Here is a 24,505-nt window from a genome sequence, read left to right as displayed (position 1 = left end):
GTAACTACCCAATATGCGCAATTGGGGAAACAAGCTCAGTTCCCGAAGCGTCTCTTCGCATATCTGGCTTAGGTAGCTCCACATTTGCTCCACGTTGTGTAGTCGCGTAAAGCGGATAATTCCCAATGTATGCTGCCAAAAGCGTGTTTTGACCTTTAAGGAATCGCTGCGATCGCACGCCTCCCGTGCCTCTGCCCTTTGTAGGATACATTTCTAGCGGCGTAATCTTTGCAGCTCCGTTTTCTGTTCCAGCAAGCGCGTCGCTGTCTCCAGCAAGAGTGAAAACTACGCTTCCAGAAGCAGAAAATAGTCCGTTTTCGCCCTCTTCGTAGTTCCATCCAACATCATTTTTAGCAACTACAGCAAAAGCAGAAACAACGCATCCTTCGTTAAGCCTAATTCCTGCCATTCCAGCAGAGCTTCGCCCCTGCGCTCGCACTTGTTTTGCGTCGAAAGTAAGTAGGGAAGAGTCGCTGCTTATAAACACAAGCCTGTCTTCGTCTTTTGCAAGAGCTGCTCCGATTACTGAATCATTATCTTTTAAGTCAATAATGCTCCAGGAATCCATTGTTGTTGGCGATTCAAAATTCCATCGTTTTACAACGCCATTCTTTGTTCCGATTGCAAGAGGAGTTTTAGAAGATGTAGGAGTTTTAGAATCATCGCTTAGTGCAATAGCAGCTACGACTTTTTCTCCTCTAATCGGGTCTGTGCTCTGAGTGGAAGTTAGCAATTCGCTTGCGTTAACTCCATTAGAAAGCGATTCTAAAACGTTTTCGTTTCCTTGATTTAAGTGTGGCAAATCTGCAACATGCGCTATTACTAATCGCCCTGCGGATGTTATTAAAGCGTAGTTTGCGCGCGTTGTTGTTTCAAACACGCTTAAGCATGGAGTATCAAAAACATTTGAAGAATGTGATTGCCATCTATTAAACGTTTCAACGCTTGTTCTTGCTATAAGCCCAGACGTGCTCAAAGCTACAGCGCACGGATCGTCGCTTAATTGCAAAGCTATTGCAGACGCATCGCTGCTTCCAGACTTTTTGGCAGCCAGAGCAGCTGCTGCAACGTCTGCTTGAGTGCTTGTAATCTTATTCGCTGCAATAACTGCGTCCATTGCTAAATCATTGTTTGCAACTTTAGTGTTTTTAGTGCAAACAGGCGTAAAGCTGCCGTCTTCTTGCTCGTCTAAAAGAATTGTTCTGCGAGGAGTATCCCACTGTTTTACAGCATAATCCATCTCTGCAATCACAACTTTGTCTAGCTGATTTGCAGAGCTTAGAATCTCGTTAAGCTCATCTATTTTTTGCAATAAGTCGTTTTTTTCGCCTTCTAGCTCGATTCGACTCATTTTTGTAAGTCTTCTAAGCCTTAAGTCAAGAATGTATTGCGCTTGAATCTCGTCTAAATCAAATACGCTAATAAGCTTTGATTTTGCGGTTTCTGCGTCTTCGGAAGACCTAATTACTTGAATTACTTCGTCAATGTCTAGCATTGCAAGAAGCAAGCCTTCTACAAGATGCAATCTCTCTTTGGCTTTGTTTAGTCTAAATTCGCTGCGCCTTCTAATAACGGTTCTTCTGTGCGCAATCCACACGTCTAGAAGCTCGCGAAGACCCATTGTGTGCGGCCTGCCGTCTACTAGCGCAACATTGTTAATCGTAAAGCTTTCTTGCAGTGGAGTGTGCTTAAAAAGTTGCGCAAGAACAGCGTTTGGGTCGAATCCTGTTTTTATTTCGATTACGATTCGCGTTCCGTTATGTCTATCTGTTAAGTCGATTGCTCCAGATATTCCGTCTAGTTTGCGCGCTTTTATACCTTGAGATATGCGTTCGAGCACGCGCTCTGGGCCAACCATAAATGGCAATTCTGTAACAATAATCGCCTTTTTGCGTGCTGTAACGTTTTCAATATGCGTTTTTGATCTTGTTGTAAAAGCGCCTCTTCCAGTTTCGTACGCTTCGCGGATTCCGCTGCGTCCAATAATTATGCCGCCGCCTGGCCAGTCTGGGCCTGGAACTATTTGCATTAAATCGTCTAGAGTAGCATTTGGGTGCTTCATAACGTATTTTGCTGCAGCTACAACTTCTCCAAGATTGTGAGTAGCCATGTTTGTAGCCATTCCAACTGCGATTCCAGAAGCTCCGTTTACAAGCAAGTTTGGTATGGCAGAAGGCAAAACTGTTGGCTCTTTTAGCTTATTGTCGTAGTTTGGCGCAAAGTCAACAGTATCTTCGTTTATGTCTGCATTCATTCCAAGCGCTGCTGGAGCTAGTCGCGCTTCTGTGTACCTGGATGCTGCAGGACCGTCATCTAAAGAACCAAAGTTTCCATGACCGTCAACCAAAGGGAGTCTAAGAGAAAACGGCTGAGCCAAGCGCACCATTGCTTCGTAAATCGCGGAATCTCCGTGCGGATGCAGCTTTCCCATAACTTCGCCTACAACGCGAGCAGACTTCATATAAGCGTGCTCTGGCGTAAGATTCATGTTTCCCATTTGGTACACGATTCTTCGCTGTACAGGCTTCATTCCGTCTCTTGCATCTGGCAATGCGCGCGCGTAAATCACGGAGTATGCGTATTCCAGGAAAGATTTGCTCATCTCTTCGTTAAGCGGCGTTTCAACAATATTCTCTTTAACCTTTCTAGGGTCGAAGGCTGGTTTTGTTGACTTGCTGCGTGAAGGCATGATTTTGAACTCCTTGAAGTGACTTACAAGCCTTTATAATACCAATTTATATGCACAAATGTTTGTTAAATGCTTATTTTCTTGCCATTTTAGTGGTGATTTTAGTTGCGTTTTTCCTTGCGATTTTAGCTTGACTTTCTTGCGTTTTTTCTTGTGATTTTTCCTGCGATTTGAATCTAACTTTAGCGCTAACTCGAATTTAACTTTAATGTAGTCTTTTTTAACTACAATGTAGCTTATGACTATTGAGATTCCACAATTGGATGACTTGTTGAAGTTTGTTGAAAATAGCAAAATTAGTGACGCATACAATAATCCTAAATTTGCTCTTCATCTATCTTCGATTCTTCCAGCTCTTAGTGCTTCTATAGGATCGCCAATTTGCACACAAATCCATAAAAACCCTGATTCTTTGCGAGATTTATTTGGGTTTCCTAAAGTAAAAAGTGCTGTTGTTGTGCTTGTGGATGGTCTTGGATATTGGAATCTTGCTATTAGAAAAGGTCATGCTCCATATTTGCGTGCTCTTCTTAACAACACTGCAAATCAGCGCCCTATAACAACTTGCGTTCCTAGTACTACAGTTGCAGCAATGGCCACTTTTGGCACTGGAACTTGCCCTGGTCTTACTGCAATGACAGGATACACTCAAAAAAATCCTAAAACTGGCGAATTATCTCAATTAATCCAATTTAGGGATGCTCCAAATCCATTAGATTTGCAGCGCCAGCCTACAATATTCGAGTCGCTTTCTAGATTGGGTGTTAGAGCGAATCATGTAAGTCTTTCAAAATTTGAGGATTCTCCTTTAACTCAAGCAGCTTTTAGAGGAGCTAAATTTATAAGCGGAACAACTGCTAGAGCGAGAATTATGAACGCTGCAAACAGCACTAAAACGCCTGGTCTAACGTATTTGTATCTTAGGGATATAGACAAAATCGGTCACAATTATGGTTGGGAATCCGAGAATTGGGTTTCTATTTTTGAGCAGATTGATTCGCAGCTAAATCTTTTAAGAAAAAATTGCCAAAAAGGCACTTTGATTGTTATTACTGCAGACCATGGAATGATTGAGTCAAATCCAGATTTGAAAATAGATATTGCAAAAGATAGTCGTCTTACTAAAGGAGTTAAGCTTGTTGGGGGAGAGCCGCGTTCTGTTATGCTATACGCGGAAGATGGTGAAAATCCAGAAGACATTGCGCTAAGGTGGACTAATGCTTTGCAAGATAAAGCGTGTGTTAGAACTAAAGAGCAAGCTGTTAAAGATGGCGTTTTTGGAGAAGTCAGTTCGCTTGCGCTAAGTGTTATTGGAGATGTTCTTGTTCAAGCAAAGTCATCTGTTACAATCGTTGATTCTAGAATCGAAACAGAAAAAGCCATGAACTTGCCGAGTGTTCATGGCTCTATGAGCGCAATGGAAATGGATATTCCGTGCTTAGTTGATATAGCTTAATTTACGCCAAATCATCCTTCGCCAAAAAGAATCTCATCCCAGCTAGGAACAGCTGCGCGGCTGCTCTTTTTGGCTTTAGAATGCTCATTTGCGCGCGCTTTAGTAGACTTTTGCGTTTGCGTAGACTTTGGTGTTTCTATCGAAACAGTTTTGTCTGCTTGAACATGATTGTCTTTTTGATCTTTTTGTTCTTCTTTTGCTTCTTCGTTGCGCGATTCACTATTAGAGCTATAGCTAGAGTTATTGCTAAAAAGCGTATTTGAATTGTTGCTATCTTTGCTCAAATCGGAATTGGATGAGTTTGCTATATTCGATGCGATTTGTACGGCATTTATACTGTTAGATACAGCATTTGCATCCAATTGGTTCTCGCTATTTGCAACTAGAGTACTTAGATTATTGTTTTGCTCGTAGCTTTGCAAAGAATCTAAAGAATTTGCGTTATTTTGGTCTAGTGATTTATTCGCATTGTATTGTTCTTGTGTGTTTTGTGCGTTTTGTTCTTGCTCGTTATTTGCATTTTGCGCTTGCATTGTAACATTTGCAACATTTGCAAGGTTCTCACTATTCCTTGATTCCCATTGAGAAACAGCGCGCTCTATTCTTGCAGAACGAATTGAGTTTCCTGGAAGATCTTCGTTTGCAAACGGGAAGCTAATGCTTACAGTGTCTCTATAAGTTCCGCCAAATTGTGACTTTTTAGAAGAATCATTATTCATGACTTCTTCGCCAAGCAATAACCTTGCAGAAGGATTTGCGCAAGCAACGGAGTTATCGTGCATGTTCCAAGTCCACTCGGCTTTTATTGTGCGAGTAGCGGTGTTGAATTCTGCTGTTATAAGCCATGGTTCAAGTCCGCGTCTTGTAGCACGCCACTTTACTGTTTCCATTCCAATATGCGCTTTTGCAAGAGTGCGTTCAATCAAATCCGAAAGAGTTCGCATATTGCTTTGCTTAGGCGCTGGAACAGTCAAGAATTGTTCAATAGCATATTGCTTTTCGGTTTCTACTCCGCTTGAGAATCGTCTAACTTGAGATTCGCTTACGTTGTATCGCTTTGCAACATGTTCTGGTTCTAATCCAGCGCGTATTAAAGCTTGAATTTGAGATATAGGCAGTGTTGCTGTAGTTGCGCTTGGCGAATCGTCCGACTTGCCAGTCGAATTAACTGTATTTTGATTACGTTCATCAACATTTGTTAGTTTTTTCGACTCGGCGATTGCGCGCTCCAGCGTGTCGTCAACATGAATTTTTAACGGCGTGTTTTCAAAAATAAAAATTAAATCGCCATTATTATCCACATGATCGAAACTCGCCTCTTTTGGCGGATTTTCAAGCATTGCGCACCACTTTCCTCGCTTTTAACGATACTTATAACATACTTTAGTCCATAGTATGCCTTCTTTGCCATTTTCTATTAATAAAAAAGCGAGTATTCTATGCGGGGTAGCTTTCATGTATGCTATGCGCGTAGGTAGATTTAGACTAATTGCTATAAATAGTGCTAATCGCTATAAGTAAAGTAGAAAAGTAGTTTTAAGCAATAAGTAATCTTAAAAACGAAAGGACCATAATGGCACAGGATTATGATTCTCCTCGTAGTAAAGACGAAGACGAGGAGTCGTTGGAAGCATTGAGCAAAGGCTCTCAAAGTTCCGCAAACGATATAGACGATGACGAAAACGCTATTGCAGAAGATTACGAGTTGCCAGGCGCAGATCTTAGCAACGAAGATGCATCTGTTACAGTAATACCAATGCAAGGTGATGAGTTCATTTGCTCCGAGTGCTTCCTTGTAAAGCACAGAAGTCAGCTCGCTCAAATGTCTCAAGACGGTCAACCGATTTGTAAGGAGTGCGCAGCTTAATGGCTTACGATGATACCTATACGGGCCCAGAGCAGGTGGAAGTTCTTATTAAATATTTGAACGATGGAACAGATAGCCAGGCTGCAATGGAGCATCTTTCTTACGCTCATGCGGGAGATGCTGGAGCGGATTTGCGAACTACGCAAGACGTTACCTTGCGTCCTTTTGAGCGTGCTCTAGTGCCGACTGGCGTTGCAATCGCCTTGCCTGCTGGATATGTGGCTTTGGTTCATCCGCGTTCCGGTTTAGCTGTAAAACAGGGTGTTACTGTTCTTAATGCTCCAGGAACGATTGATGCTGGGTATCGTGGAGAGATTAAGGTTCCATTAATCAATATGGATCCAGAAAATACTGTGCAATTTAATCGTGGAGATCGCATAGCTCAGCTTGTTATTCAACGCTATGTTGAAGCTAGATTTGTTGAAGCAAGTCAGCTTCCAGGCTCCGATAGATCCACTAAAGGATTTGGCTCTACTGGCGTGCAATGAGGTGACATTCAATGGGAGAATCTCAAGAAGATATTAAAGGCGCTAATATGCTCGGGTGTGAAATTAGCGAAGATATGCGAGACCCATTGCGTCCTATATTGCAAATGTGTAAGTGGCATCATCCCGATGAAAACATGGATATTTTGCATAAGGCGTATAAAAGAGCCGTAAAGCAGCATGCTGGTCAAAGGCGTAAATCGGGAGAGCCGTACATTATTCACCCTCTTGCTGTAGCTCAAATTTTAGCTGATCTTGGAATGGGACCTATTGTTGTTGCTGCAGGATTATTGCACGACACTGTAGAAGACACGGATTACACGCTAGAAGAATGCAGGGCAGATTTTGGAGACACGGTTGCTGGCCTTGTAGATGGCGTTACAAAAATATCCAATATGGAGTACGGCGAAAGCGCGCAAGCAGAAACAATCCGCAAAATGGTTGTTGCAATGAGCCGAGATGTGCGAGTGTTAGTAGTAAAACTTGCAGATCGATTACATAATGCGCGTACGTGGAGGTACGTTAAGGCGTCTAGCTCGCATAAAAAAGCTCGAGAAACTCTAGATGTTTACGCTCCTCTTGCAAATCGACTCGGCATGAATGCCATTAAAACGGAGCTTGAAGAGCTAAGCTTTAAGGTTTTATACCCTAAGATTTACAACGAAATCGTAGTGTTAGTTGCTAGAAGAGCTGGCCAGCGAGAAGTCTACTTGCGTCAAATCCTAGAAGAAATCAACGAAGATTTAAATCAGCAGCGAGTAAAAGCTTCTGTTAAGGGGCGACCAAAAGATTACTTCTCAATTTACCAAAAGATGATTGTTCGCGGTCACGATTTTGAAAATATCTACGACCTTGTAGGCGTTAGAATAATCGTTGATTCTATTCGAGACTGTTATGCGGCTCTTGGCGCAGTTCACGCGCGTTGGAGCCCTGTTCCAGGCCGATTTAAGGACTACATTGCTACTCCTAAGCTAAATATGTATCAAAGCTTGCACACTACTGTTGTAGGCCCTGGCGGAAAGCCTGTTGAGATTCAAATTCGCACATGGGATATGCATAGGCGTGCTGAGTTTGGTATTGCTGCACACTGGAAGTACAAGGCAAACGGCCAAGCTGGTCGAGCTTTAAGTAAGCCAGATAAGGGTGATGTTAAGCGCGAGCAAGAAGAGAACAAAGAGCTTAGCGAATTAGATAACTTAAAGTGGATTCAGCAACTTGCAGATTGGACTAGCGAAACGCCAGATTCCGACGAATTCTTAGGTTCCTTAAAGCAAGATCTTGGAGCTTCGGAAGTTTACGTGTTTACTCCAAAGGGGAGCATTGTTGCTCTTCCGCAAGATGCAACGCCAGTTGACTTTGCGTATTCTGTGCATACAGAAGTTGGACACAGAATGATGGGCGCTCGCGTAAATGGAAAGCTTGTTCCGCTAGATACAAAGCTTAACAACGGAGACACTGTAGAAGTTCTTACGTCTAAGTCCGATACGGCTGGCCCTTCTAGAGATTGGCTTAGTTTTGTAAAAAGCCCTAGAGCTAGAAATAAGATTAGGCAATGGTTTAGCAAGGAACGCCGTTCGGAGGCTATTGAAGAGGGTAAAGACGAGCTTACGCGCGCTATGCGTAAACGTAACTTGCCTTTGTCTACTTTGCTTACTCCGCAAGCGTTAATAGGTGTTGCAGAAGAGCTTAATATTACTGCTAATGTAGAAGCCGTTTATGCTGCGATTGGCGAAGGTCAGGTTTCTACACAAAATGTTATTTCTCGTCTTGTTAAAGATGCGGGAAGCGAAGAAGTAGCAGAAGAAGCGCAAGAAGAGGCGCTTCCGCTTAGAAGAGCAGAGCGTAATCGCAAGTCTAACGGCGTTCTTGGCGTTTCTGTAAAGGGTGTTGGAGACGTTTGGGTTAAGCTTGCGCGCTGTTGCATGCCTGTTCCAGGAGACAATATTGTTGGCTTTATAACAAGAAATCAGGGTGTTTCTGTTCATAGAACAGATTGCCAAAATATGATTGATTTGCAAAAGTCGCAATCGGAACGTGTTATTCCTGTTCAATGGACAAGTGACAAAGGCTTGTTCCTTGTTAAAGTTCAAGTAGAAGCTTTGGATCGTCAGCATTTGCTTTCGGATGTTACTAGAGTTCTTTCGGATCATGGCGTAAATATTCTTTCGGGAACGATTGCTACTGGAGACGATCGCGTTGCTACAAGCCAATTTACGTTTGAAATGGCGGATCCTCAGCATTTGAATACTCTTCTTGCTGCGATTCGTAAGATTGATGGCGTTTTTGACGTTTATAGAATTACGGGTGCAAAAGATAGTGCGGAACCGCGACTTAGAAAAATGGAACGCGATTAAGCTGCGACTAAACAGTAACTAAATCGTAGCTAAAGCGCAACTAAACAATAAAACTTCCAGTCAAATAATCCTTTGGCTGGAAGTTTTATTATTGCAATTTTTATACTATTTTTGCTTTATTTTAACTAATGTTTTTACTTAATAACATCAATAGATATAATTCCAACTGGCTCTAGTGGAGCATCGGACCTATCTGTTGGAACAGATTCAAGCTTATCTACAACAGCTTTAGACTCATCGTCCACAACTTCTCCAAAAATCGTGTGATGACCATCAAGCCAAGAAGTTGGAACAGTTGTTATAAAGAATTGAGATCCATTAGTGCCATGCAAGCGGCCGTCGCGTCCGCGTTGCTTTCCAGCATTCGCCATTGCGAGCAAATATGGCTTATCGAACTTTAGAGATGGGTCAATCTCGTCGTCAAATTCGTAGCCAGGACCGCCCATTCCGTTTCCAAGAGGGCATCCGCCTTGAATCATAAAATCTTTAATAATACGGTGGAAAGTTAAGCCATTGTAGAAAGGCTCATTAGACTTTTCGCCGCTAAAAGGATCAGTCCACTCTTTTTCGCCAGTTGCCAAGTCAACGAAATTTTTTACTGTAATAGGCGCTTTATCGTCAAAAAGATTAATCTTTATATCGCCTTCAGACGTATGCATATTAATAAGTGTCATATTGCGATTCTCCCATACATTAAAGACTGTTCACTGTTTATTTTGATTAATATTAGCGCTCATGATGGTTGATTTTGTTGGATATTAAATCTCCAAGGCTTTGCACTAATTGCACAAGCAAAATGCACAAAATTACTGCTGCGCTCATAACGTCGTATTGGTAGCGTTGGTACCCGTAGCGAATCGCAATATCTCCAAGTCCTCCTGCGCCAACTGTTCCAGCCATTGCGGAGAATCCAAAAAGCGTAATAAACGTTAATGCTGCTCCGCGAATTAGCGAAGGTAAACTTTCAAAAAGCAATACTTTGAACACGATTTGTGTGTTGCTTGCTCCAAAACTTTGAGCAGCTTCTATAAGACTTCCGTCAACTTCTGCCAAAGATTGCTCAACAATTCGCGCTACGAATGGCGCAGCTGTTATAACAAGCGGAACAATTGCTCCTGGAACACCTAAAGATGTTCCAACAATAAGCCTTGTAAGTGGTATTATAGCAACAAGCAAAATTATAAACGGAATAGATCGCACAAAGTTTACAATGCTTCCTAAAACAGTGTTAAGCAGCGCGTTTTTGCAAATTCCTTGCTTTGCGCTTGTTATAAGAAGAACTCCTATTGGAAGTCCTATTATGTATGCAAATAATGTAGATATTGAAGTCATAACAATTGTGTCTTTTGTGCCTTCAATAATTAGTTCTCCATATTCGTCTATAAATTGTGAAATATTTTCTGGCATTTTATTTCACCTCGCTGTTTTCGCTGTTTTCGTTGCTGTTGCTGATGTTTTTGCTGTTATTTCTATGATTTTCAACATTTTCGTTTGCAATAAGTGTTTTTAGAATATTGCTTTGCGGATTCTTGAAAAGCGTTGAAGTATCGCCGATTTCTACGATTTTTCCGCCGTCAATCATTGCAACTCTATCGCAAATATTGCGCGCAACTGCAAGAGAGTGAGTAATAATAACCAATGTAACGTTAAGATCTCGGTTAATTCTTCTAAGCAAATCAAGTATTTGCGCAGTAGTTGTTGAATCCAATGCGCTTGTAGCTTCGTCACAAAGCATAATCGAAGGATTGTTAGCAAGCGCTCGCGCAATAGCAACACGTTGCTGCTGGCCGCCAGAAAGCTGAATAGGGTAGCGGTTTGCTAAATCTTTTAAGCCAACTAAGTCAAGCAAATATTTTGCTCGTTCTTCTCGTTCATTTTTATTCGTGTGGTTTAGTTCCAAAGGAAAAGTCACATTTTGCAATACAGTTCGCTGCTGAAAAAGACTAAAGTTTTGGAAAATCATGCCAATATTTGACCTGATATTAGATAAATCGCGATTTTTAGCGTATGTAATATCTTTTCCGTCTATTACAACTTTTCCGCTCGTAGGTCTTTCTAGAAGGTTTATGCATCGAACTAGCGAAGACTTTCCAGCTCCCGAAGAACCTAAAATTCCAAAGACTTCTCCCGATTCAATAGTCAAATTAATGTCTTTAAGCGCTTCGTGCTTAGTTTTGCCGCTTGAATAAGTCTTATAAAGATGTTCAATCTGAATCATTTTTCCACCGATTGTAGAACGAATTGTAAAACGAATTATAAAACAAATATGAGGCACGTGCCTCTAGTTTCTTTTAGAGGCACATGTCTCTTTTTTATTTGCGATTAAACGCTGTAATCACGTTAAAACACTGGAAGAACAGCGCCGTTGTAGTTTTTATTTATAAAATCACGAACTTCATCTGTTTTTAACGCTTTTACAAGAGCCTTGATTTTAGCAAGTTTTTCGGAGCCCTTCTTAACAGCAATAATGTTTTCGTATGTCTTAGCGGCTACGCCTCCAACTTTTTCGCTTGTAAGAGGATCTTTAGTTGGGTTAAATCCAGCTTGAATAGCGTAGTTTCCGTTTAGAGCAGCTAAATCAACGTCTTTAACGACTGTTGGAACCAAAGAGGCGTCTATTTCCTTAAACTTTAGATTCTTTGGATTAGAAACAATATCCTTCTTGGTTGAGTTAACATCCTTTGGATTCTTTAGCTTAAGAAGACCTGCGTCTTGCAAAAGAAGAAGTGCGCGAGCTTCGTTGGTTGGATCGCTAGGAACAGCAACTGTTGCGCCATCTTTTAAGTCCTTAATTGTTTTAGTCTTTCCTGGATAAAGTCCAAATGGCTCAAAGTGGATTCCAGCAATAGAAATAATATGCGTTCCTCTTTCTTTATTAAAGTTATCTAAGTATGGCAAATGCTGATGGTAGTTTGCGTCTGCTTCGCCTTCTTCTACAGCAGTATTTGGTTGAACGTAATCAGTAAATTCCTTAACAACCAACTTATAGCCTTGCTTTTGCAAAATCGGCTTAACTACTTTATTCAAAATATCGCTGTGAGGAGTTGGGGAAGCTGCAACCTTAATCACCTTATCGTCTTTAGTTGCGCCATTTGCAGAAGATCCGCATGCGCTTAGCGAAAGACCCAAAATCGCAGTTAGTGCTGTAAAAGCTGCAATAATCTTTGTGTTCTTTTTTGTGATTTTCATGTTTTTCCCCTTGTCCTTTAATGTTTTTTGCTAGTTGATTATTTTGTTTCTTAGCAACGGAATATCAATATATGCGATTTTGCAGCCTCTTCGCTACCTATTTTCTATTTGTATAATTTATGACGAGTTAGTAAAGCTAATAAAATCAATAAGATAATCAACAATTATTTTTTGCATTTAGGGCTTGATTTTTTGTTTTTTGCTATTTTTTACGATTGGCGTTTTGCGATTTTTTTATTTGCAAAGCTAAAACGTTTTTATTGCAATATGGATTATGCACATGGATTATGCAATGCGGCTTATGCAACATGGCTTATAATAAAAACATGACTTCTTTGCGTTTAGCTTTAGCTCAAATTGACACTTGCGTTGGAAATATAAGCAAAAATACGGATGAAATATTGCGATTTTGCAAAGACGCAAGCAGTGGTAACGCCGATATTGTTGTGTTTCCAGAGATGACACTAACAGGGTATCCAATCGAAGACCTTGCTTTGCGAGCGACTTTTAGAAAAGCAGCTAATGATGCCGCTTATAGTCTTGCAAAAAGCTTAAAAGATAGCGGATTAGGCGACTTATACGTTGTTGTTGGAACGGTTGGTGTAGACGATGAGTTGGGTAAGCCAAGAAATCGCTTGCTTGTTATTAACAATGGAAAAGTGGCGCTTGTTTATGATAAGCATTTCTTGCCAAATTATGGCGTTTTTGACGAATTTAGAATTTTCTCGTCTGGAAATGATTGCGGAATTCTAAACGTTAAAGGTGCAAAATTAGGATTTGCGATTTGCGAAGATATTTGGCAAGATGGCGGCCCAGTTGCGCGTCTTTCTAAGGAGGGGATTGATGTTCTAGTAACAATCAACGGTTCTCCGTACGAAGAAGGCAAAACAGATATTCGCTTAAAGCTGGCTCAAAAGCGCGCAAAAGAGCTTAATGCGCCTCTTGTTTACGTAAATCAAGTTGGTGCTCAAGACGATCTTGTTTTTGATGGCGGCAGCTTTGTAGTAAACGCAGACGGGTCTTTGATTGAGCGTTCTAAGATGTTTGATCAAGACTTAAGTTTTGTTGATTTTAATACAGATTTAGATGTGCAAAAGTGCTCGACTATTGCTCAAAAATTAGACCCAGACGAAGAAGTTTATTGCGCATGCGTTTTAGGACTTAGAGATTACATGCGTAAAAATGGCTTTAAGGGTGTTTGCTTAGGACTTTCTGGCGGAATCGACTCTGCGCTAGTTGCAACTATGGCGGCGGATGCTTGCGGAGGGCAAAACGTTTGGGGAATTTCAATGCCAAGCATGTATTCTTCGCTTGGTTCTAAAGACGATGCTTGCGATTTAGCTAAGCGCCTTGGAGCACATTACGATATTCAGCCTATTGAGCCGCTTTTTAAGTCATTCCAAAATCAGCTTGATTTACAAGGCGTTGCTGCAGAAAATTTGCAAGCGCGAGTTAGAGGCGTGATTGTTATGGCGTATTCTAATTCAAAAGGTTTGCTGGCTTTAGCTACTGGCAATAAGTCGGAGCTTGCATGCGGTTATTCTACGATTTATGGAGATGCGGTAGGTGGGTATGCTCCTATTAAAGATTTGTTTAAGACTCGCGTTTGGGCGCTTTCTAGATGGCGTAATCGCGCTGCTAAAAATGGCGTAGGTCTTGGAATGTTGCCTATTGCTGGTAGTGAAGATTTTCCTAAAGACAATAATCCTAAAGAAAAGGCTCCAAAAGATGGCATTCTTATACCTGTAAACTCTATTGTTAAGCCTCCAAGTGCCGAGCTTAGGCCAGGGCAAAAGGACTCGGATTCTTTGCCAGAATACGATTTGCTAGACAAAGTGTTAGAGGCTCATATTGAGTTTGCTCACGGCAGGGCGGATTTGCTTGCAGACGGTTTTGATGAGCGCACAGTTGATACAGTTATTCGGCTTGTAGACCGCGCAGAATGGAAGCGTAGGCAGTATCCGTTAGGTCCAAAAGTTAGTGCGATTGCGTTTGGTAGAGATAGGCGAATTCCAGTAACAACGGCGTTTAGAGAATAGACGAAGGCTGGGAACGGATTGGTGAAGCTTGGAAAAAGTCGCAAGCAACCGCCTGTTCTCTACGCGTTGTATATGTGCTAGTTTGAGGATTCAAACTAGCATTTTTATTAAAAATAAGCTAAAAAACAGTAAAATGTGAGGTAACTCACGTTAAAAATGCCAAAAATCGACGTGTACTGTTTAAACATTGCTCTAACATAGTAGAGAAGGCGACGTGAAGAAGCGTCGTGGATACGAAAGGAGTCAAATATGGCATCAGTGGATGCATCCGTTCTCACCGAAGAGGATCTTCGTGCAAAAGCGTGGGATGGATTTACAAGCGGCAATTGGGAAAAAGATATTGACGTTCGTGACTTTATCCTAAAGAATTACACTCCATACGAGGGTGATGAGACTTTCTTGGCAGACGCCACCGAAAAAACGAAGCATATGTGGAAGTACCTCGACGACAACTACTTGGCTGTCGAGCGTGAGCGCCGCGTATACGACGTTGAAACACATATTCCAGCAGGTATTGACGCAATGCCAGCAGGCTACATTGAAAGCCCAGAAGTAGATAACGTAATCGTAGGTCTTCAAACCGACGAACCTTGCAAGCGCGCTATGATGCCAAACGGCGGTTGGCGAATGGTTGAGCAGGCCATTAAGGAAGCTGGCAAGGAAGTAGATCCAGAAATCAAGAAGATTTTCACCGTTTATCGCAAGACTCATAACGATGGCGTGTTTGGTGTTTACACCAAGAATATTAAGATTGCTCGCCACAACAAGATTTTGACTGGTTTGCCAGACGCTTATGGCCGTGGTCGTATTATTGGTGATTATCGTCGTGTGGCTCTTTACGGCGTAAACATGCTTATTGAGTTCAAGAAGCGCGATAAGGACTCGATTCCATACCGCAACGACTTTACTGAGACCGAGATTGAGCATTGGATTCGCTTCCGCGAAGAGCACGATGAGCAAATCAAGGCTTTGAAGCAGCTTATTAACTTGGGCAACGAGTATGGCTTGGATTTGAGCCGCCCAGCTCAAACCGCTAAGGAAGCTGTTCAGTGGACTTACATGGGCTATCTTGCTTCTGTTAAGAGCCAGGATGGCGCTGCAATGAGCTTCGGCCGTGTTTCCGCATTCTTCGATTGCTACTTTGAGCGCGATTTGAAGGCTGGATTAATCAACGAAACCGACGCTCAGGAAATCATTGATGCATTGGTTATGAAGCTTCGTATTGTGCGCTTCTTGCGTACTAAGGATTACGACGCAATCTTCTCTGGAGATCCATACTGGGCAACTTGGTCCGATGCAGGCTTCAGCGATGATGGCCGTACCTTTGTTACTAAGACTTCGTTCCGTTTGCTCAACACTTTGACTCTTGAGCATCTAGGTCCTGGTCCAGAGCCAAACATCACTATTTTCTGGGATCCAAAGCTTCCAGAAGCCTACAAGCGTTTCTGCGCACGAATCTCTATCGACACTTCTGCAATTCAGTACGAGTCCGATAAAGATATTCGTGAGCACTGGGGCGACGACGCTGCTATTGCTTGCTGCGTTTCCCCAATGCGCGTTGGTAAGCAAATGCAGTTCTTCGCTGCACGCGTTAACTCCGCAAAGGCTTTGCTCTACGCGATTAACGGTGGCCGCGATGAGATGACTGGCATGCAGGTTATTGATAAGGGCGTTATTGACCCAATCAAGCCAGAAGCTGATGGAACTCTTGACTACGAGAAGGTTAAGGCCAACTACGAGAAGGCTTTGGAATGGCTTTCCGAAACCTACATTGAGGCTTTGAACATAATCCACTACATGCACGATAAGTACGCGTACGAGTCCATTGAGATGGCTTTGCATGATAGGGAAGTCTATCGTACACTCGGCTGCGGTATGTCTGGCTTGTCTATTGCTGCAGATTCCTTGGCTGCTATAAAGTATGCGAAGGTTTACCCAATCTACAACAAGGATGCTAAGACTGCAGAAGGCCACGAGTACGAGTACATTGAAGGCGCAGACGACGACTTAATCGTTGGCTACAAGACGGTTGGCGAGTTCCCAATCTACGGTAACGATGACGATCGTGCTGATGACTTGGCAAAGTGGGTTGTAAGCACTGTTATGGGTCAAGTAAAGCGTTTGCCTGTATACCGTAATGCTGTTCCAACTCAGTCCATCTTGACTATTACTTCTAACGTTGAGTACGGCAAGAACACTGGTTCCTTCCCATCTGGCCACAAGAAGGGCACTCCTTACGCTCCAGGTGCAAACCCAGAAAATGGTATGGATTCTCACAGCATGCTTCCATCCATGTTCTCTGTTGGCAAGATTGACTATGACGATGCTCTCGATGGTATCTCGTTGACTAACACCATTACTCCAGATGGTTTGGGTAGAGACGAAGACGAGCGTATTAACAACCTTGTTGGTATTTTGGACGCTGGCAACGGCCACGGCTTGTACCACGCAAACATCAATGTTTTGCGTAAGGAACAGCTTGAAGACGCTGTTGAGCATCCAGAAAAGTACCCACATCTTACGGTTCGTGTTTCTGGCTACGCAGTGAACTTTGTAAAGCTCACTAAGGAGCAGCAGCTCGACGTTATTTCTCGTACATTCCACCAGGGTTCAGTTACTGACTGATTCTGATTGATTGCGAATGCCGCCGGGGGTGAGCAGGTTTTGCTCCTGGCGGCTTTTCAAATAAAATAGACTTAAAAGGTATACCAAAGACGGTTATAGGGGGCATATGATGGCTGAAAACACAGCATTTCGCACTACGACTCAGCACATGTTAAAGGAGTCAAAAGAGTATGCCCGACAAACTTTAATGGGTGGTCTTTCTGGTTTTGAATCTCCAATTGGATTAGACAGAAAAGACCGCTTAGTTGCTCTTAAAACTGGCGATATTGGGTTTGTGCATTCTTGGGATATCAATACTTCTGTTGATGGCCCTGGCACTCGCATGACAGTGTTTATGAGTGGCTGCCCGCTTCGTTGTCAATATTGCCAAAATCCTGATACTTGGAAAATGCGCGACGGCAAGCCAGTCTACTTAGATGCAATGATTAAAAAAGTAGACCGTTATCAAAGTCTTTTTAAGGCAACAGGCGGCGGAATCACATTTTCTGGCGGCGAGTCCATGATGCAACCAGCTTTTGTATCTAGGGTTTTTCGTGCAGCAAAAGAGATGGGCGTGCATACTTGCTTAGATACTTCGGGCTTTTTGAATCGCAATTATACGGACGAAATGATTGACGACATTGATCTTTGCTTGCTAGATGTTAAATCTGGTATTGAAGAAACGTATAAAAAAGTAACTGGCGGCTTGCTTCAGCCAACTATTGACTTTGGTCAGCGATTGGCGAAGGCTGGTAAGAAGATTTGGGTGCGTTTTGTGCTCGTTCCAGGTCTTACAGACAGCGAAGAAAATGTTGAAAAAGTTGCTGAGATTTGCGATTCATTTGGTGATGCTGTTGAGCATATTGACGTGCTTGGATTCCATCAACTAGGCCGCCCAAAGTGGCATGAGCTTAGGATTCCATACCCTCTTGAGAATCAAAAAGGACCTTCTAGGGCGCTTAAAGAGCGAGTTGTAAACCAGTTCAAAGACCACGGTTTTGTTGTGTACTAGACTGCGTTTAGATTGCATCAAAAATGTAACTGTAATTTAGACAATTTTTGCGTATTGTATTGTTTTTTTTTAAAGGATTTTGTATAATTATACAAATAACCTTTTTTAGAGAAAGGATACGCAATGAAGCGCAGAATAGGTTGTTGGATTGCATTAGCTTTCGCATTAGCGTTAGCTATTTTTGCACGGTGTAACGATCAGTTTGGCTTTGGCACAGCAATTATTATTTTAATTGTTTTGCCGATAATCTTGCTGCCGGTAAATATCGTTGCAGCTTTCGATGAGAAACTTCTTATCGAAGTGCCGATAATATCTATTGCTATAACTATTGCTACAGAACTTGCCACTTTCCCAATAAGAGATTTAGGTTTACATGCTCTCTACGTTATCCCAACAGTTTTAGTTTCGGCAGTCGCATTTACTCTTACTAGATTCCTTAAAACTAGGCTTGTTAAGCACATAAATGGAGAAATAGTAAACAATAAAGCAGATTGATTATTTGATTGATTGCTTATTTTTGATTAGTCGTAGTTGTGTGCGAAAGTTGAAGCCGTGTTAAAAGATGCATAATCTATAACACGGCTTAAATATATCTTGCGCAATGTTCTATAGAATGTTTTACGGATATTTTGCAAAATAATATTCAAGCATTACAAAGTAAGATGCAAAAAGCGTAAGACTTTGACTAAAGCGTACAATCGGGAGGCGTTCTTGAATAAGGAACCAAAGCTTTTAAAAGAGCCTAGAGAAGGAGTTCCAGAAGTTATTGATACGCTTGAATCATATAAAGAATATTGTAATTTGTTGGCAGCAGGGTCGGGGCCTTTGGCTGCAGACGCAGAGCGCGCATCTGGTTTTAGATATGGTCACGAAGATTGGCTGATTCAGTTCAAACGCAAAGGTGCAGGAATTGGATTGCTGGACCCAATAGCTTTAGGAAAACTTGGCGTTGATTGGCATGAATTTAATGAGGCAGTAGGGGATGCGCCTTGGATTATTCACGATTCTATGCAAGATTTGCCAGGATTTTTCGATATTGGTTTGCGCCCGCGTGCTTTATTTGATACAGAAATCGCAGCTAAATTGCTTGGTAGAAAGCGCTTTGGATTAAGCTCTGTAACTGAATATTATTTGGGATTGACTCTTGCAAAAGAACATTCTGCAGCGGATTGGTCATATAGACCTCTTCCTAGAGATTGGCGAAATTATGCTGCTTTAGACGTTGAATTGCTAATCGAATTAGAAGAAGTAATGAGCGGCGAGTTAAAAAAGCAAGGCAAGCTTTTATGGGCAAATCAAGAGTTTGCACACTTATTAAGTAAAGGTGCTCAAAAGAAGGCTCCTCACCCAAATCCTTGGCTTAGAATATCTCATATAAGCGTTCTTATGCACGATAAAATCGGCTTAATGATTGCAAAAGAGCTTTGGCAAAAGCGAGATGAGCTTGCTTGTCAATACGATATTGCGCCAACTCTATTGCTTTCGGATGCTGCGATTATTGAAGCAGGAAAGCGAAAACCAAGTAATTCTAGGGAGTTTCGCTCAATTCGCATTCTTAATGAACGCGTTAGGATTCACACGGGCAGCGAGCAAGACAAGATGTTTGAACGTTATGCTCCGATTCAGCGCAAAATCAAGCCAAATGTGTGGAAAGTTGTTATAGAAGACGCGATTAGTCGCGCTAAAAGTGGGGAAGTTGCTATTGTTTCTAAGCTTGATGATTCAAGTAGTAAATATGGCAATTACTGCGATTCTAGCGATTCTGCGGATGCTGGCGATTCTGCTGATTCTAGCGACGCACAAGAATCGCAAGCAGCTCCACGATCTATGAAGTATTGGCGTGATCATCATCCCAAAAGATATGAGCGCTTACAAAATGTAAAGCAGTCTTTAATCAAGATTGCAGAAGATACGCATACGCCTACGGAAATCATTATTAAACCGCAAATTATTCGCAATCTTTGTTGGCAAGATAATATTGAGCATATTGATGTTAAGGAGTTTCTTGTAGAGCAGGGTGCAAGAACGTGGCAAAGCGATTTAATTGCTGAGTCCGTAACTCGCGCTATTATGTAACGGTTGTGCCATATGGCAGAAGCTAGAAAACGTAATTTCAGGAGCGCAAGCGTGAAAATCAGCGTCAGGAATCTTGAGCCAACTAAGGTTAAGCTCACCATTACCGCAGATCTCGAAGATTTTGAGCCATTTATGGATCAGGCTCGTAAAGAGATCGCAAAGCAAATCAACGTGCCAGGTTTCCGTAAGGGACACGTACCAGGCAAGATTGTAGATCAGCGAGTTGGCTTCGGAGCTGTTGCCGGTGAAGCTGTAAATTCTGCTGTTCCAGAGCTTTATTCTAAGGCTTTGGAAGAAAAGAAGATTCGCCCAATGGATCAGCCAGAATTTGATGTTCAGGAAGTCCCAGAATCTGCTAAAGATGAACTTAAGCTTAAGTTTGTTGCAACTGTTGAGCGTCGCCCAGAGTTCAAGCTTAACAAGTTTAAGGGTGTAGAAATCGAAGTAGAGAAGCCAGAAGTTAAAGATAGCGATGTTAAGGCTCGTCTTGAGGCTTTGCGCGCACGTTTTGGCACTCTTGTTGGTGTTGATCGCCCAGCTAAGAAGGGTGATTTTGCAAACATCGATTTGGAAGCTAAGATTAACGACGAAGTTGCCGATTCTCAAAATGGCGTAAGCTACGAGCTTGGTTCCAACACTATGCTTGATGGTTTGGATGAGGCTTTGGAAGGTCTTTCCGCTGGAGAAGAAACCACTTTTGAAGGTACTCTCGAAGCTGGAAAGAACCAGGGCAAGAAAGCTCAGGTTAAGGTAAAGGTTAACTCCGTTAAGGCTCAAGAATTGCCAAAGCTTGACGATGAGTTTGCTAAGGAAGCATCTGAGTTCGACACTTTGAAGGAGCTTAAGGAAGACGTTCGTAAGTCTTTGGAGCAGGCAAATGAAGGCCGTCAGGCAACTCTTGCTCGCGATGCTTTTATTGCTAAGATTCAAGAAGAAGTTGAAATTCCTGTGCCAAAGGGTGTTAAAGATAAGGCTGTTGCCGAGCACCTTAAGGGTATGACTCCAGACCCAGAAAAGGCCACTAAGAAGCAAAAGGAAGAGGCTGAAAAGGCTGCAGAAAAGGAGCTTCGTGACCAAATGGTTCTCGACGCTTTGGCAGAAAGCCTCGATGTTTCTGTTTCTCAAGCAGACGTTACCAACTTCTTGGTTTCTGTTGCTCAGCAGTACGGAATGGATCCAAGCCAGTTTATTAACGCTATTGTTCGCAATGGTCAGCTTGGTTCTGCTGTTCAAGAAGTTGCTCGCTCTAAGGGCTTGCTTGCTGGCATGCGTGCTGTAAAGTTCGTTGCTGGCGGAGAAGCTCTTGATTTGAGTGCTTTCTTGTCGGAAGATGAAGAGCCAGAAGATGAAAGTGTTAAGGCTGCTTCTGCTGCTGCAGCTGTTGCCGATGAGCTTTCTGCTGAAAAGTAGTTAGAGTCTTCTAAATTAGAATCTTCTAATAATCTTGTTATTTAAGGCCTAGTGGAGTATAGCTCTGCTGGGTCTTACTTATATTAATTAAATAATTACTATATAGAATTACGATTATTATAGTAAAATATTAAGAATTGCGAGACATTATGGATAATAGTGCTAAAACTAAGCATGAATCTTGTTGCAGATTTGGCAAATTAGGCAAATCTTGCAAGTTATTTAGTTTTGCAATTCGAGTAGCGCGTTTTATTGTAGTCTCTGTTGCTCTTGGCGTTCTTGTTGGCTTAGGAGCAACAGTTCTTACGCTTATTTTTTACGCTGTACAATACCTTGCTTTTGGCTCAATTGAATCTGCTAAAAATACTGTATTTTTAGGGCTTCCTTGGTATCGATACGTGCTACCTGGCACAATTGCTATGACTATTGCTGCACTGGCTTGGTATTTTTTGCGAAAGAAGGAGAATCCTCCTCGAATCGTTACTATTCCACAGGCCGTTAGTGGCAGTAGAATGCCAATTTTTTCTACTATTGCACATGTTTTATTACAAATCGGCATTGTTGGTTCTGGAATTTCAATCGGAAGGGAAGTAGCTCCTAGAGAATTAGCTGCAATGATTGCTCAGCGTTGCAGCAGTATTTTTAATGTGTCTGTTAAAACTCAGCGTATACTAGTTGCGTCTGCTGCAGGTGCTGGCTTGGCTGCAGTGTACCACGCGCCTTTAGCTGGCACCGTGCTTTCTTTAGGTTTGCTTAGTAAAACTCAAAGTTTTGGTTTTTATGCGTGGCTAAATCGCGAAAATGGCTCTGTAATAGTTAATGCACTTAAAAATATTGCGCGCTCGGAGCGTTTGCATTGCTTGCCTTTTGCTCTTGTTATGAATTATGTTGCTGCGTTTGTTGTTGAATTTTTATTGCATCATTCTAGATATTACAATATTTCGCAATTTTCTTGCGTGATTTCTTGGCAAATTTGCGTTTTAACTGTTGTTGTTGGTGCAGTGTGCGGCTTAGTTGGTTACGTTTTTCGCTTGGGTATTATTTGGTGTAGAACTCATGCTTTGCGCGGCATGCAAATGCTGTGTTTTATGCCTGTAGCTGGCTTAGTTATTGGTGTTGCGGCTTGTTGGTTTCCGCATATTATGGGGAATGGTAGGTCGCTTTCTCAACTTGCGTTTTCTGTATCTAGCTTCCCGTATATGGCAGAAAACTCGCATATTGTTACTATTTTGTTGCTTCTTGCGCTAATGAAAATGCTTATGACTGTGCTTGTTTTGCGCTACGGTGCTTCTGGAGGAGTGTTGCAGCCAAGCATTTCAACGGGTGCTTGCTTTGGTGTGATTTTATACGCTATTTTTTCAACGTCTGGTTTTTTGCAAGTTTTTGACATTTCGCAAGTTTCCGCAATTTCTGTATCTATTATTGGCGCTGCTTCTTTACTTGCGTCTTCTAGAAAAGCTCCGATTATGGCGTGGCTTTTAGTTGCGGAATTAGTAAACGCACCGTTTACATTACTTTGTCTTATGCTATTTGCGGTGATTGTGTCTAGTTGCGTATCTAATTGTGTATCTAATTGCGTGTCTAATTGCGTTAAGCGTTTTACTTCGCATTCTTGTTTTGCGGTCACGCGCACACGATAGTCTAGATATATTCAAAATGTTTGTAAGGAGATAAGGTGACTGATCTGTTTACGGCTTCTCCCGTTATGCAAGAAGGGGAGCCACAAAATCCAACGGATTCGATTTTTAATCAACTCTTAAAAGATCGTATTATTTGGCTTGGCTCTGAAGTCAAGGATGAAAATGCCAATATTATTTGCGCTCAGATGCTTATGCTAGCTGCGCAAGATCCTAAGAAAGATATTTGGCTTTATATTAATTCGCCAGGTGGTTCTATTACCGCTGGAATGGCTATTTACGACACTATGCAACTTATTGAGCCAGATGTTGCTACGATTGCCGTTGGCATGGCTGCTTCTATGGGTCAGTTCTTGCTGAGTTCTGGCACGCCTGGTAAGCGTTTTATTACGTCTCACGCTCGCGTGCTAATGCACCAGCCTTCTGGCGGTGTTGGTGGCACTGCTACAGACGTGCGTATTAATGCTGAACTTATTATGGATATGAAGAAAACTCTCGCTGAGCTAACGGCTCAGCAGACTGGTCATACCGTTGAAGAGATTTACCGAGACAACGAGTATGATCATTGGTTTACTGCTCAGCAGGCTTTGGAGTATGGCTTTGTAGATAAGATTGTTACCACTCCAGCTTCTATGCGTGGGGAGGAGTGATTTTAATGGCAAGTGAAGAAGCAAAGTTTGTTGCTCGCGCTAAGCGTTTGGGCGGATTTGGTCAGACCAGTGGTGTGTTTACGAATCGTTATGTTTTGCCGCAATTTGGTGAGCAGACTCCTTATGGTATGAAAACTCAAGATCCATACACTAAGCTTTTTGAAGACCGCATTATTTTTATGGGTGTTCAGGTAGACGACACTTCTGCAGACGACATTATGGCTCAGCTTTTGGTTCTAGAAAGCATGGATCCAAGCAGAGATGTAATGATGTACATTAACTCTCCTGGTGGCTCTATGACGGCTATGACGGCTATTTACGATACCATGCAATACATTAAGCCAGATGTTCAAACGGTGTGCTTGGGTCAAGCTGCTTCGGCTGCTGCGATTTTGCTTGCTGCTGGTGCTGCTGGTAAGCGCATGATTTTGCCAAATGCTCGCGTGCTTATTCATCAACCTGCAATGGGTCAAGATTTTGGCAAGGCTACAGAGATAGAGCTTCAAGCTAAGGAGATGTTGCGTTTGCGCGAATGGTTAGAGGCCACTCTTGCAAAGCACACTGGCCAAAGTGTTGAGCGAATTCGTAAAGATATTGAGGTAGACACTATTCTTACCGCTCCTCAAGCTAAAGAATACGGAATGGTAGACGAGGTTCTTGAACATAGATCTTAAGGATTTTATGTTTTAGATTCTTATGTTTTAGATTCTTATGTTTTAACTGCAGACCCTGGCGATGGCGACACGCCAGGGTTTGTATTTTTGTAAAGATGGTTGTATATTAGTCAAGTTGCCAAAAACAACGGAAAGTTAAAGTTCCAAGTTTTTGGAGAACATGCGCCAGTAGCCCAACGGATTAGAGCATCTGACTACGGATCAGAAGGTTGCAGGTTCGAATCCTGTCTGGCGCACAATACACGCGGTTTTTGCCGCGTTTTTTTTTACTGCTTAATCCATTGTTGGTTTTGGTTTATAGGCCTAACACCATATTCCGGTGCTATCGGTTCTTTATATCGTTGATATACTCACAGAATCGTG

At 42.2% G+C, this 24,505-nt stretch carries 19 protein-coding genes and 1 tRNA gene; 14 read left to right on the top strand and 6 right to left on the bottom strand.

Translation table 11 applies throughout. The features are described from left to right. Positions 1–4: 4 nt before the first annotated feature. Positions 5–2,689: a DNA gyrase/topoisomerase IV subunit A gene (locus HXT36_RS02745; protein WP_421779187.1), complete on the bottom strand. Its 2,685-nt coding sequence runs from the start codon at positions 2,687–2,689 to the stop codon at positions 5–7. Between the two features lie 238 nt (positions 2,690–2,927). Between HXT36_RS02745 and HXT36_RS02740 the strand changes: the two genes are divergently transcribed. Further along, a complete protein-coding gene (locus HXT36_RS02740; RefSeq protein ID WP_421779186.1) occupies positions 2,928–4,145 on the top strand; it encodes an alkaline phosphatase family protein in 1,218 nt (405 codons plus the stop codon). An 11-nt stretch (positions 4,146–4,156) separates the two neighbouring features. On the opposite strand, the gene sepH is transcribed toward HXT36_RS02740, so the two are convergent. Then, entirely contained in the window at positions 4,157–5,485 is a 1,329-nt protein-coding gene (sepH, locus tag HXT36_RS02735; RefSeq protein ID WP_421779185.1) for a septation protein SepH, read from the bottom strand. A gap of 233 nt (positions 5,486–5,718) precedes the next feature. On the opposite strand from sepH, the gene HXT36_RS02730 reads away from it, so the two are divergent. The 3 genes from HXT36_RS02730 to HXT36_RS02720 are packed head-to-tail and all read left to right on the top strand — an operon-like array spanning position 5,719 to position 8,851. Then, complete coding sequence (locus HXT36_RS02730) at positions 5,719–6,012, top strand: DUF4193 domain-containing protein (protein WP_004574584.1); 294 nt, start codon at positions 5,719–5,721, stop codon at positions 6,010–6,012. Beyond that, positions 6,012–6,500 (top strand): dUTP diphosphatase, encoded by a 489-nt coding sequence (gene dut, locus HXT36_RS02725; protein WP_016635596.1) that lies wholly within the window; start codon positions 6,012–6,014, stop codon positions 6,498–6,500. The genes HXT36_RS02730 and dut overlap by 1 nt, the downstream gene beginning before the upstream one ends. A gap of 11 nt (positions 6,501–6,511) precedes the next feature. Next, entirely contained in the window at positions 6,512–8,851 is a 2,340-nt protein-coding gene (locus HXT36_RS02720; protein WP_421779184.1) for a RelA/SpoT family protein, read from the top strand. Between the two features lie 134 nt (positions 8,852–8,985). Here the strand turns inward: HXT36_RS02720 and HXT36_RS02715 are convergent, their stop codons facing one another. The 4 genes from HXT36_RS02715 to HXT36_RS02700 form a co-directional block, all read right to left on the bottom strand. Beyond that, entirely contained in the window at positions 8,986–9,525 is a 540-nt protein-coding gene (locus tag HXT36_RS02715) for a peptidylprolyl isomerase (RefSeq protein WP_421779183.1), read from the bottom strand. A 52-nt stretch (positions 9,526–9,577) separates the two neighbouring features. After that, on the bottom strand, positions 9,578–10,258 hold the full coding sequence (locus tag HXT36_RS02710; protein WP_421779182.1) for a methionine ABC transporter permease: 681 nt from the start codon (positions 10,256–10,258) through the stop codon (positions 9,578–9,580). A gap of 1 nt (position 10,259) precedes the next feature. Continuing rightward, positions 10,260–11,069, bottom strand: coding sequence for a methionine ABC transporter ATP-binding protein (locus tag HXT36_RS02705; protein WP_116286136.1), 810 nt, complete (start codon positions 11,067–11,069; stop codon positions 10,260–10,262). Between the two features lie 122 nt (positions 11,070–11,191). After that, complete coding sequence (locus HXT36_RS02700) at positions 11,192–12,040, bottom strand: MetQ/NlpA family ABC transporter substrate-binding protein (RefSeq protein WP_115757638.1); 849 nt, start codon at positions 12,038–12,040, stop codon at positions 11,192–11,194. 326 nt (positions 12,041–12,366) lie between these two features. On the opposite strand from HXT36_RS02700, the gene HXT36_RS02695 reads away from it, so the two are divergent. From HXT36_RS02695 to HXT36_RS02650, 10 genes are all read left to right on the top strand, one after another. Further along, complete coding sequence (locus tag HXT36_RS02695; protein ID WP_421779181.1) at positions 12,367–14,079, top strand: NAD+ synthase; 1,713 nt, start codon at positions 12,367–12,369, stop codon at positions 14,077–14,079. A gap of 249 nt (positions 14,080–14,328) precedes the next feature. Continuing rightward, positions 14,329–16,704: a formate C-acetyltransferase gene (pflB, locus tag HXT36_RS02690; protein ID WP_421779180.1), complete on the top strand. Its 2,376-nt coding sequence runs from the start codon at positions 14,329–14,331 to the stop codon at positions 16,702–16,704. Positions 16,705–16,813: 109 nt separating this feature from the next. Beyond that, positions 16,814–17,695 carry a pyruvate formate-lyase-activating protein gene (pflA, locus tag HXT36_RS02685; protein ID WP_016831444.1) on the top strand — a complete coding sequence of 294 codons (882 nt, stop codon included), beginning with the start codon at positions 16,814–16,816 and terminating at the stop codon, positions 17,693–17,695. Between the two features lie 123 nt (positions 17,696–17,818). Next, positions 17,819–18,190 (top strand): hypothetical protein, encoded by a 372-nt coding sequence (locus HXT36_RS02680; RefSeq protein ID WP_248899094.1) that lies wholly within the window; start codon positions 17,819–17,821, stop codon positions 18,188–18,190. A 216-nt stretch (positions 18,191–18,406) separates the two neighbouring features. Then, a complete protein-coding gene (locus HXT36_RS02675; protein WP_421779179.1) occupies positions 18,407–19,771 on the top strand; it encodes an HRDC domain-containing protein in 1,365 nt (454 codons plus the stop codon). A gap of 51 nt (positions 19,772–19,822) precedes the next feature. Then, on the top strand, positions 19,823–21,181 hold the full coding sequence (tig, locus tag HXT36_RS02670) for a trigger factor (RefSeq protein WP_016831440.1): 1,359 nt from the start codon (positions 19,823–19,825) through the stop codon (positions 21,179–21,181). Positions 21,182–21,330: 149 nt separating this feature from the next. After that, positions 21,331–22,821, top strand: a complete 1,491-nt coding sequence (locus tag HXT36_RS02665; protein WP_016831439.1) for a chloride channel protein — start codon at positions 21,331–21,333, stop codon at positions 22,819–22,821. A gap of 35 nt (positions 22,822–22,856) precedes the next feature. After that, entirely contained in the window at positions 22,857–23,468 is a 612-nt protein-coding gene (locus tag HXT36_RS02660; RefSeq protein WP_032813113.1) for an ATP-dependent Clp protease proteolytic subunit, read from the top strand. A 5-nt stretch (positions 23,469–23,473) separates the two neighbouring features. Then, a complete protein-coding gene (locus tag HXT36_RS02655) occupies positions 23,474–24,142 on the top strand; it encodes an ATP-dependent Clp protease proteolytic subunit (RefSeq protein WP_016635611.1) in 669 nt (222 codons plus the stop codon). A gap of 162 nt (positions 24,143–24,304) precedes the next feature. Beyond that, positions 24,305–24,378 (top strand) — tRNA-Arg (locus HXT36_RS02650). Positions 24,379–24,505: the final 127 nt, after the last annotated feature.

This window comes from Gardnerella sp. DNF01144 (assembly GCF_049244245.1).
GTDB lineage: Bacteria > Actinomycetota > Actinomycetes > Actinomycetales > Bifidobacteriaceae > Bifidobacterium > Bifidobacterium piotii.
The sequence above is the reverse complement of the archived record's forward strand: the minus strand, read 5'-3'. Positions and strand labels throughout refer to the sequence as shown.

Coding starts and splice junctions, on each gene's coding strand:
- HXT36_RS02745 (WP_421779187.1), bottom strand. CDS start 2,689: ATGCCTTCACGCAGCAAGTCAACAAAACCAGCCTTCGACCCTAGAAAG.
- HXT36_RS02740 (WP_421779186.1), top strand. CDS start 2,928: ATGACTATTGAGATTCCACAATTGGATGACTTGTTGAAGTTTGTTGAA.
- sepH (WP_421779185.1), bottom strand. CDS start 5,485: ATGCTTGAAAATCCGCCAAAAGAGGCGAGTTTCGATCATGTGGATAAT.
- HXT36_RS02730 (WP_004574584.1), top strand. CDS start 5,719: ATGGCACAGGATTATGATTCTCCTCGTAGTAAAGACGAAGACGAGGAG.
- dut (WP_016635596.1), top strand. CDS start 6,012: ATGGCTTACGATGATACCTATACGGGCCCAGAGCAGGTGGAAGTTCTT.
- HXT36_RS02720 (WP_421779184.1), top strand. CDS start 6,512: ATGGGAGAATCTCAAGAAGATATTAAAGGCGCTAATATGCTCGGGTGT.
- HXT36_RS02715 (WP_421779183.1), bottom strand. CDS start 9,525: ATGACACTTATTAATATGCATACGTCTGAAGGCGATATAAAGATTAAT.
- HXT36_RS02710 (WP_421779182.1), bottom strand. CDS start 10,258: ATGCCAGAAAATATTTCACAATTTATAGACGAATATGGAGAACTAATT.
- HXT36_RS02705 (WP_116286136.1), bottom strand. CDS start 11,069: ATGATTCAGATTGAACATCTTTATAAGACTTATTCAAGCGGCAAAACT.
- HXT36_RS02700 (WP_115757638.1), bottom strand. CDS start 12,040: ATGAAAATCACAAAAAAGAACACAAAGATTATTGCAGCTTTTACAGCA.
- HXT36_RS02695 (WP_421779181.1), top strand. CDS start 12,367: ATGACTTCTTTGCGTTTAGCTTTAGCTCAAATTGACACTTGCGTTGGA.
- pflB (WP_421779180.1), top strand. CDS start 14,329: ATGGCATCAGTGGATGCATCCGTTCTCACCGAAGAGGATCTTCGTGCA.
- pflA (WP_016831444.1), top strand. CDS start 16,814: ATGGCTGAAAACACAGCATTTCGCACTACGACTCAGCACATGTTAAAG.
- HXT36_RS02680 (WP_248899094.1), top strand. CDS start 17,819: ATGAAGCGCAGAATAGGTTGTTGGATTGCATTAGCTTTCGCATTAGCG.
- HXT36_RS02665 (WP_016831439.1), top strand. CDS start 21,331: ATGGATAATAGTGCTAAAACTAAGCATGAATCTTGTTGCAGATTTGGC.
- HXT36_RS02655 (WP_016635611.1), top strand. CDS start 23,474: ATGGCAAGTGAAGAAGCAAAGTTTGTTGCTCGCGCTAAGCGTTTGGGC.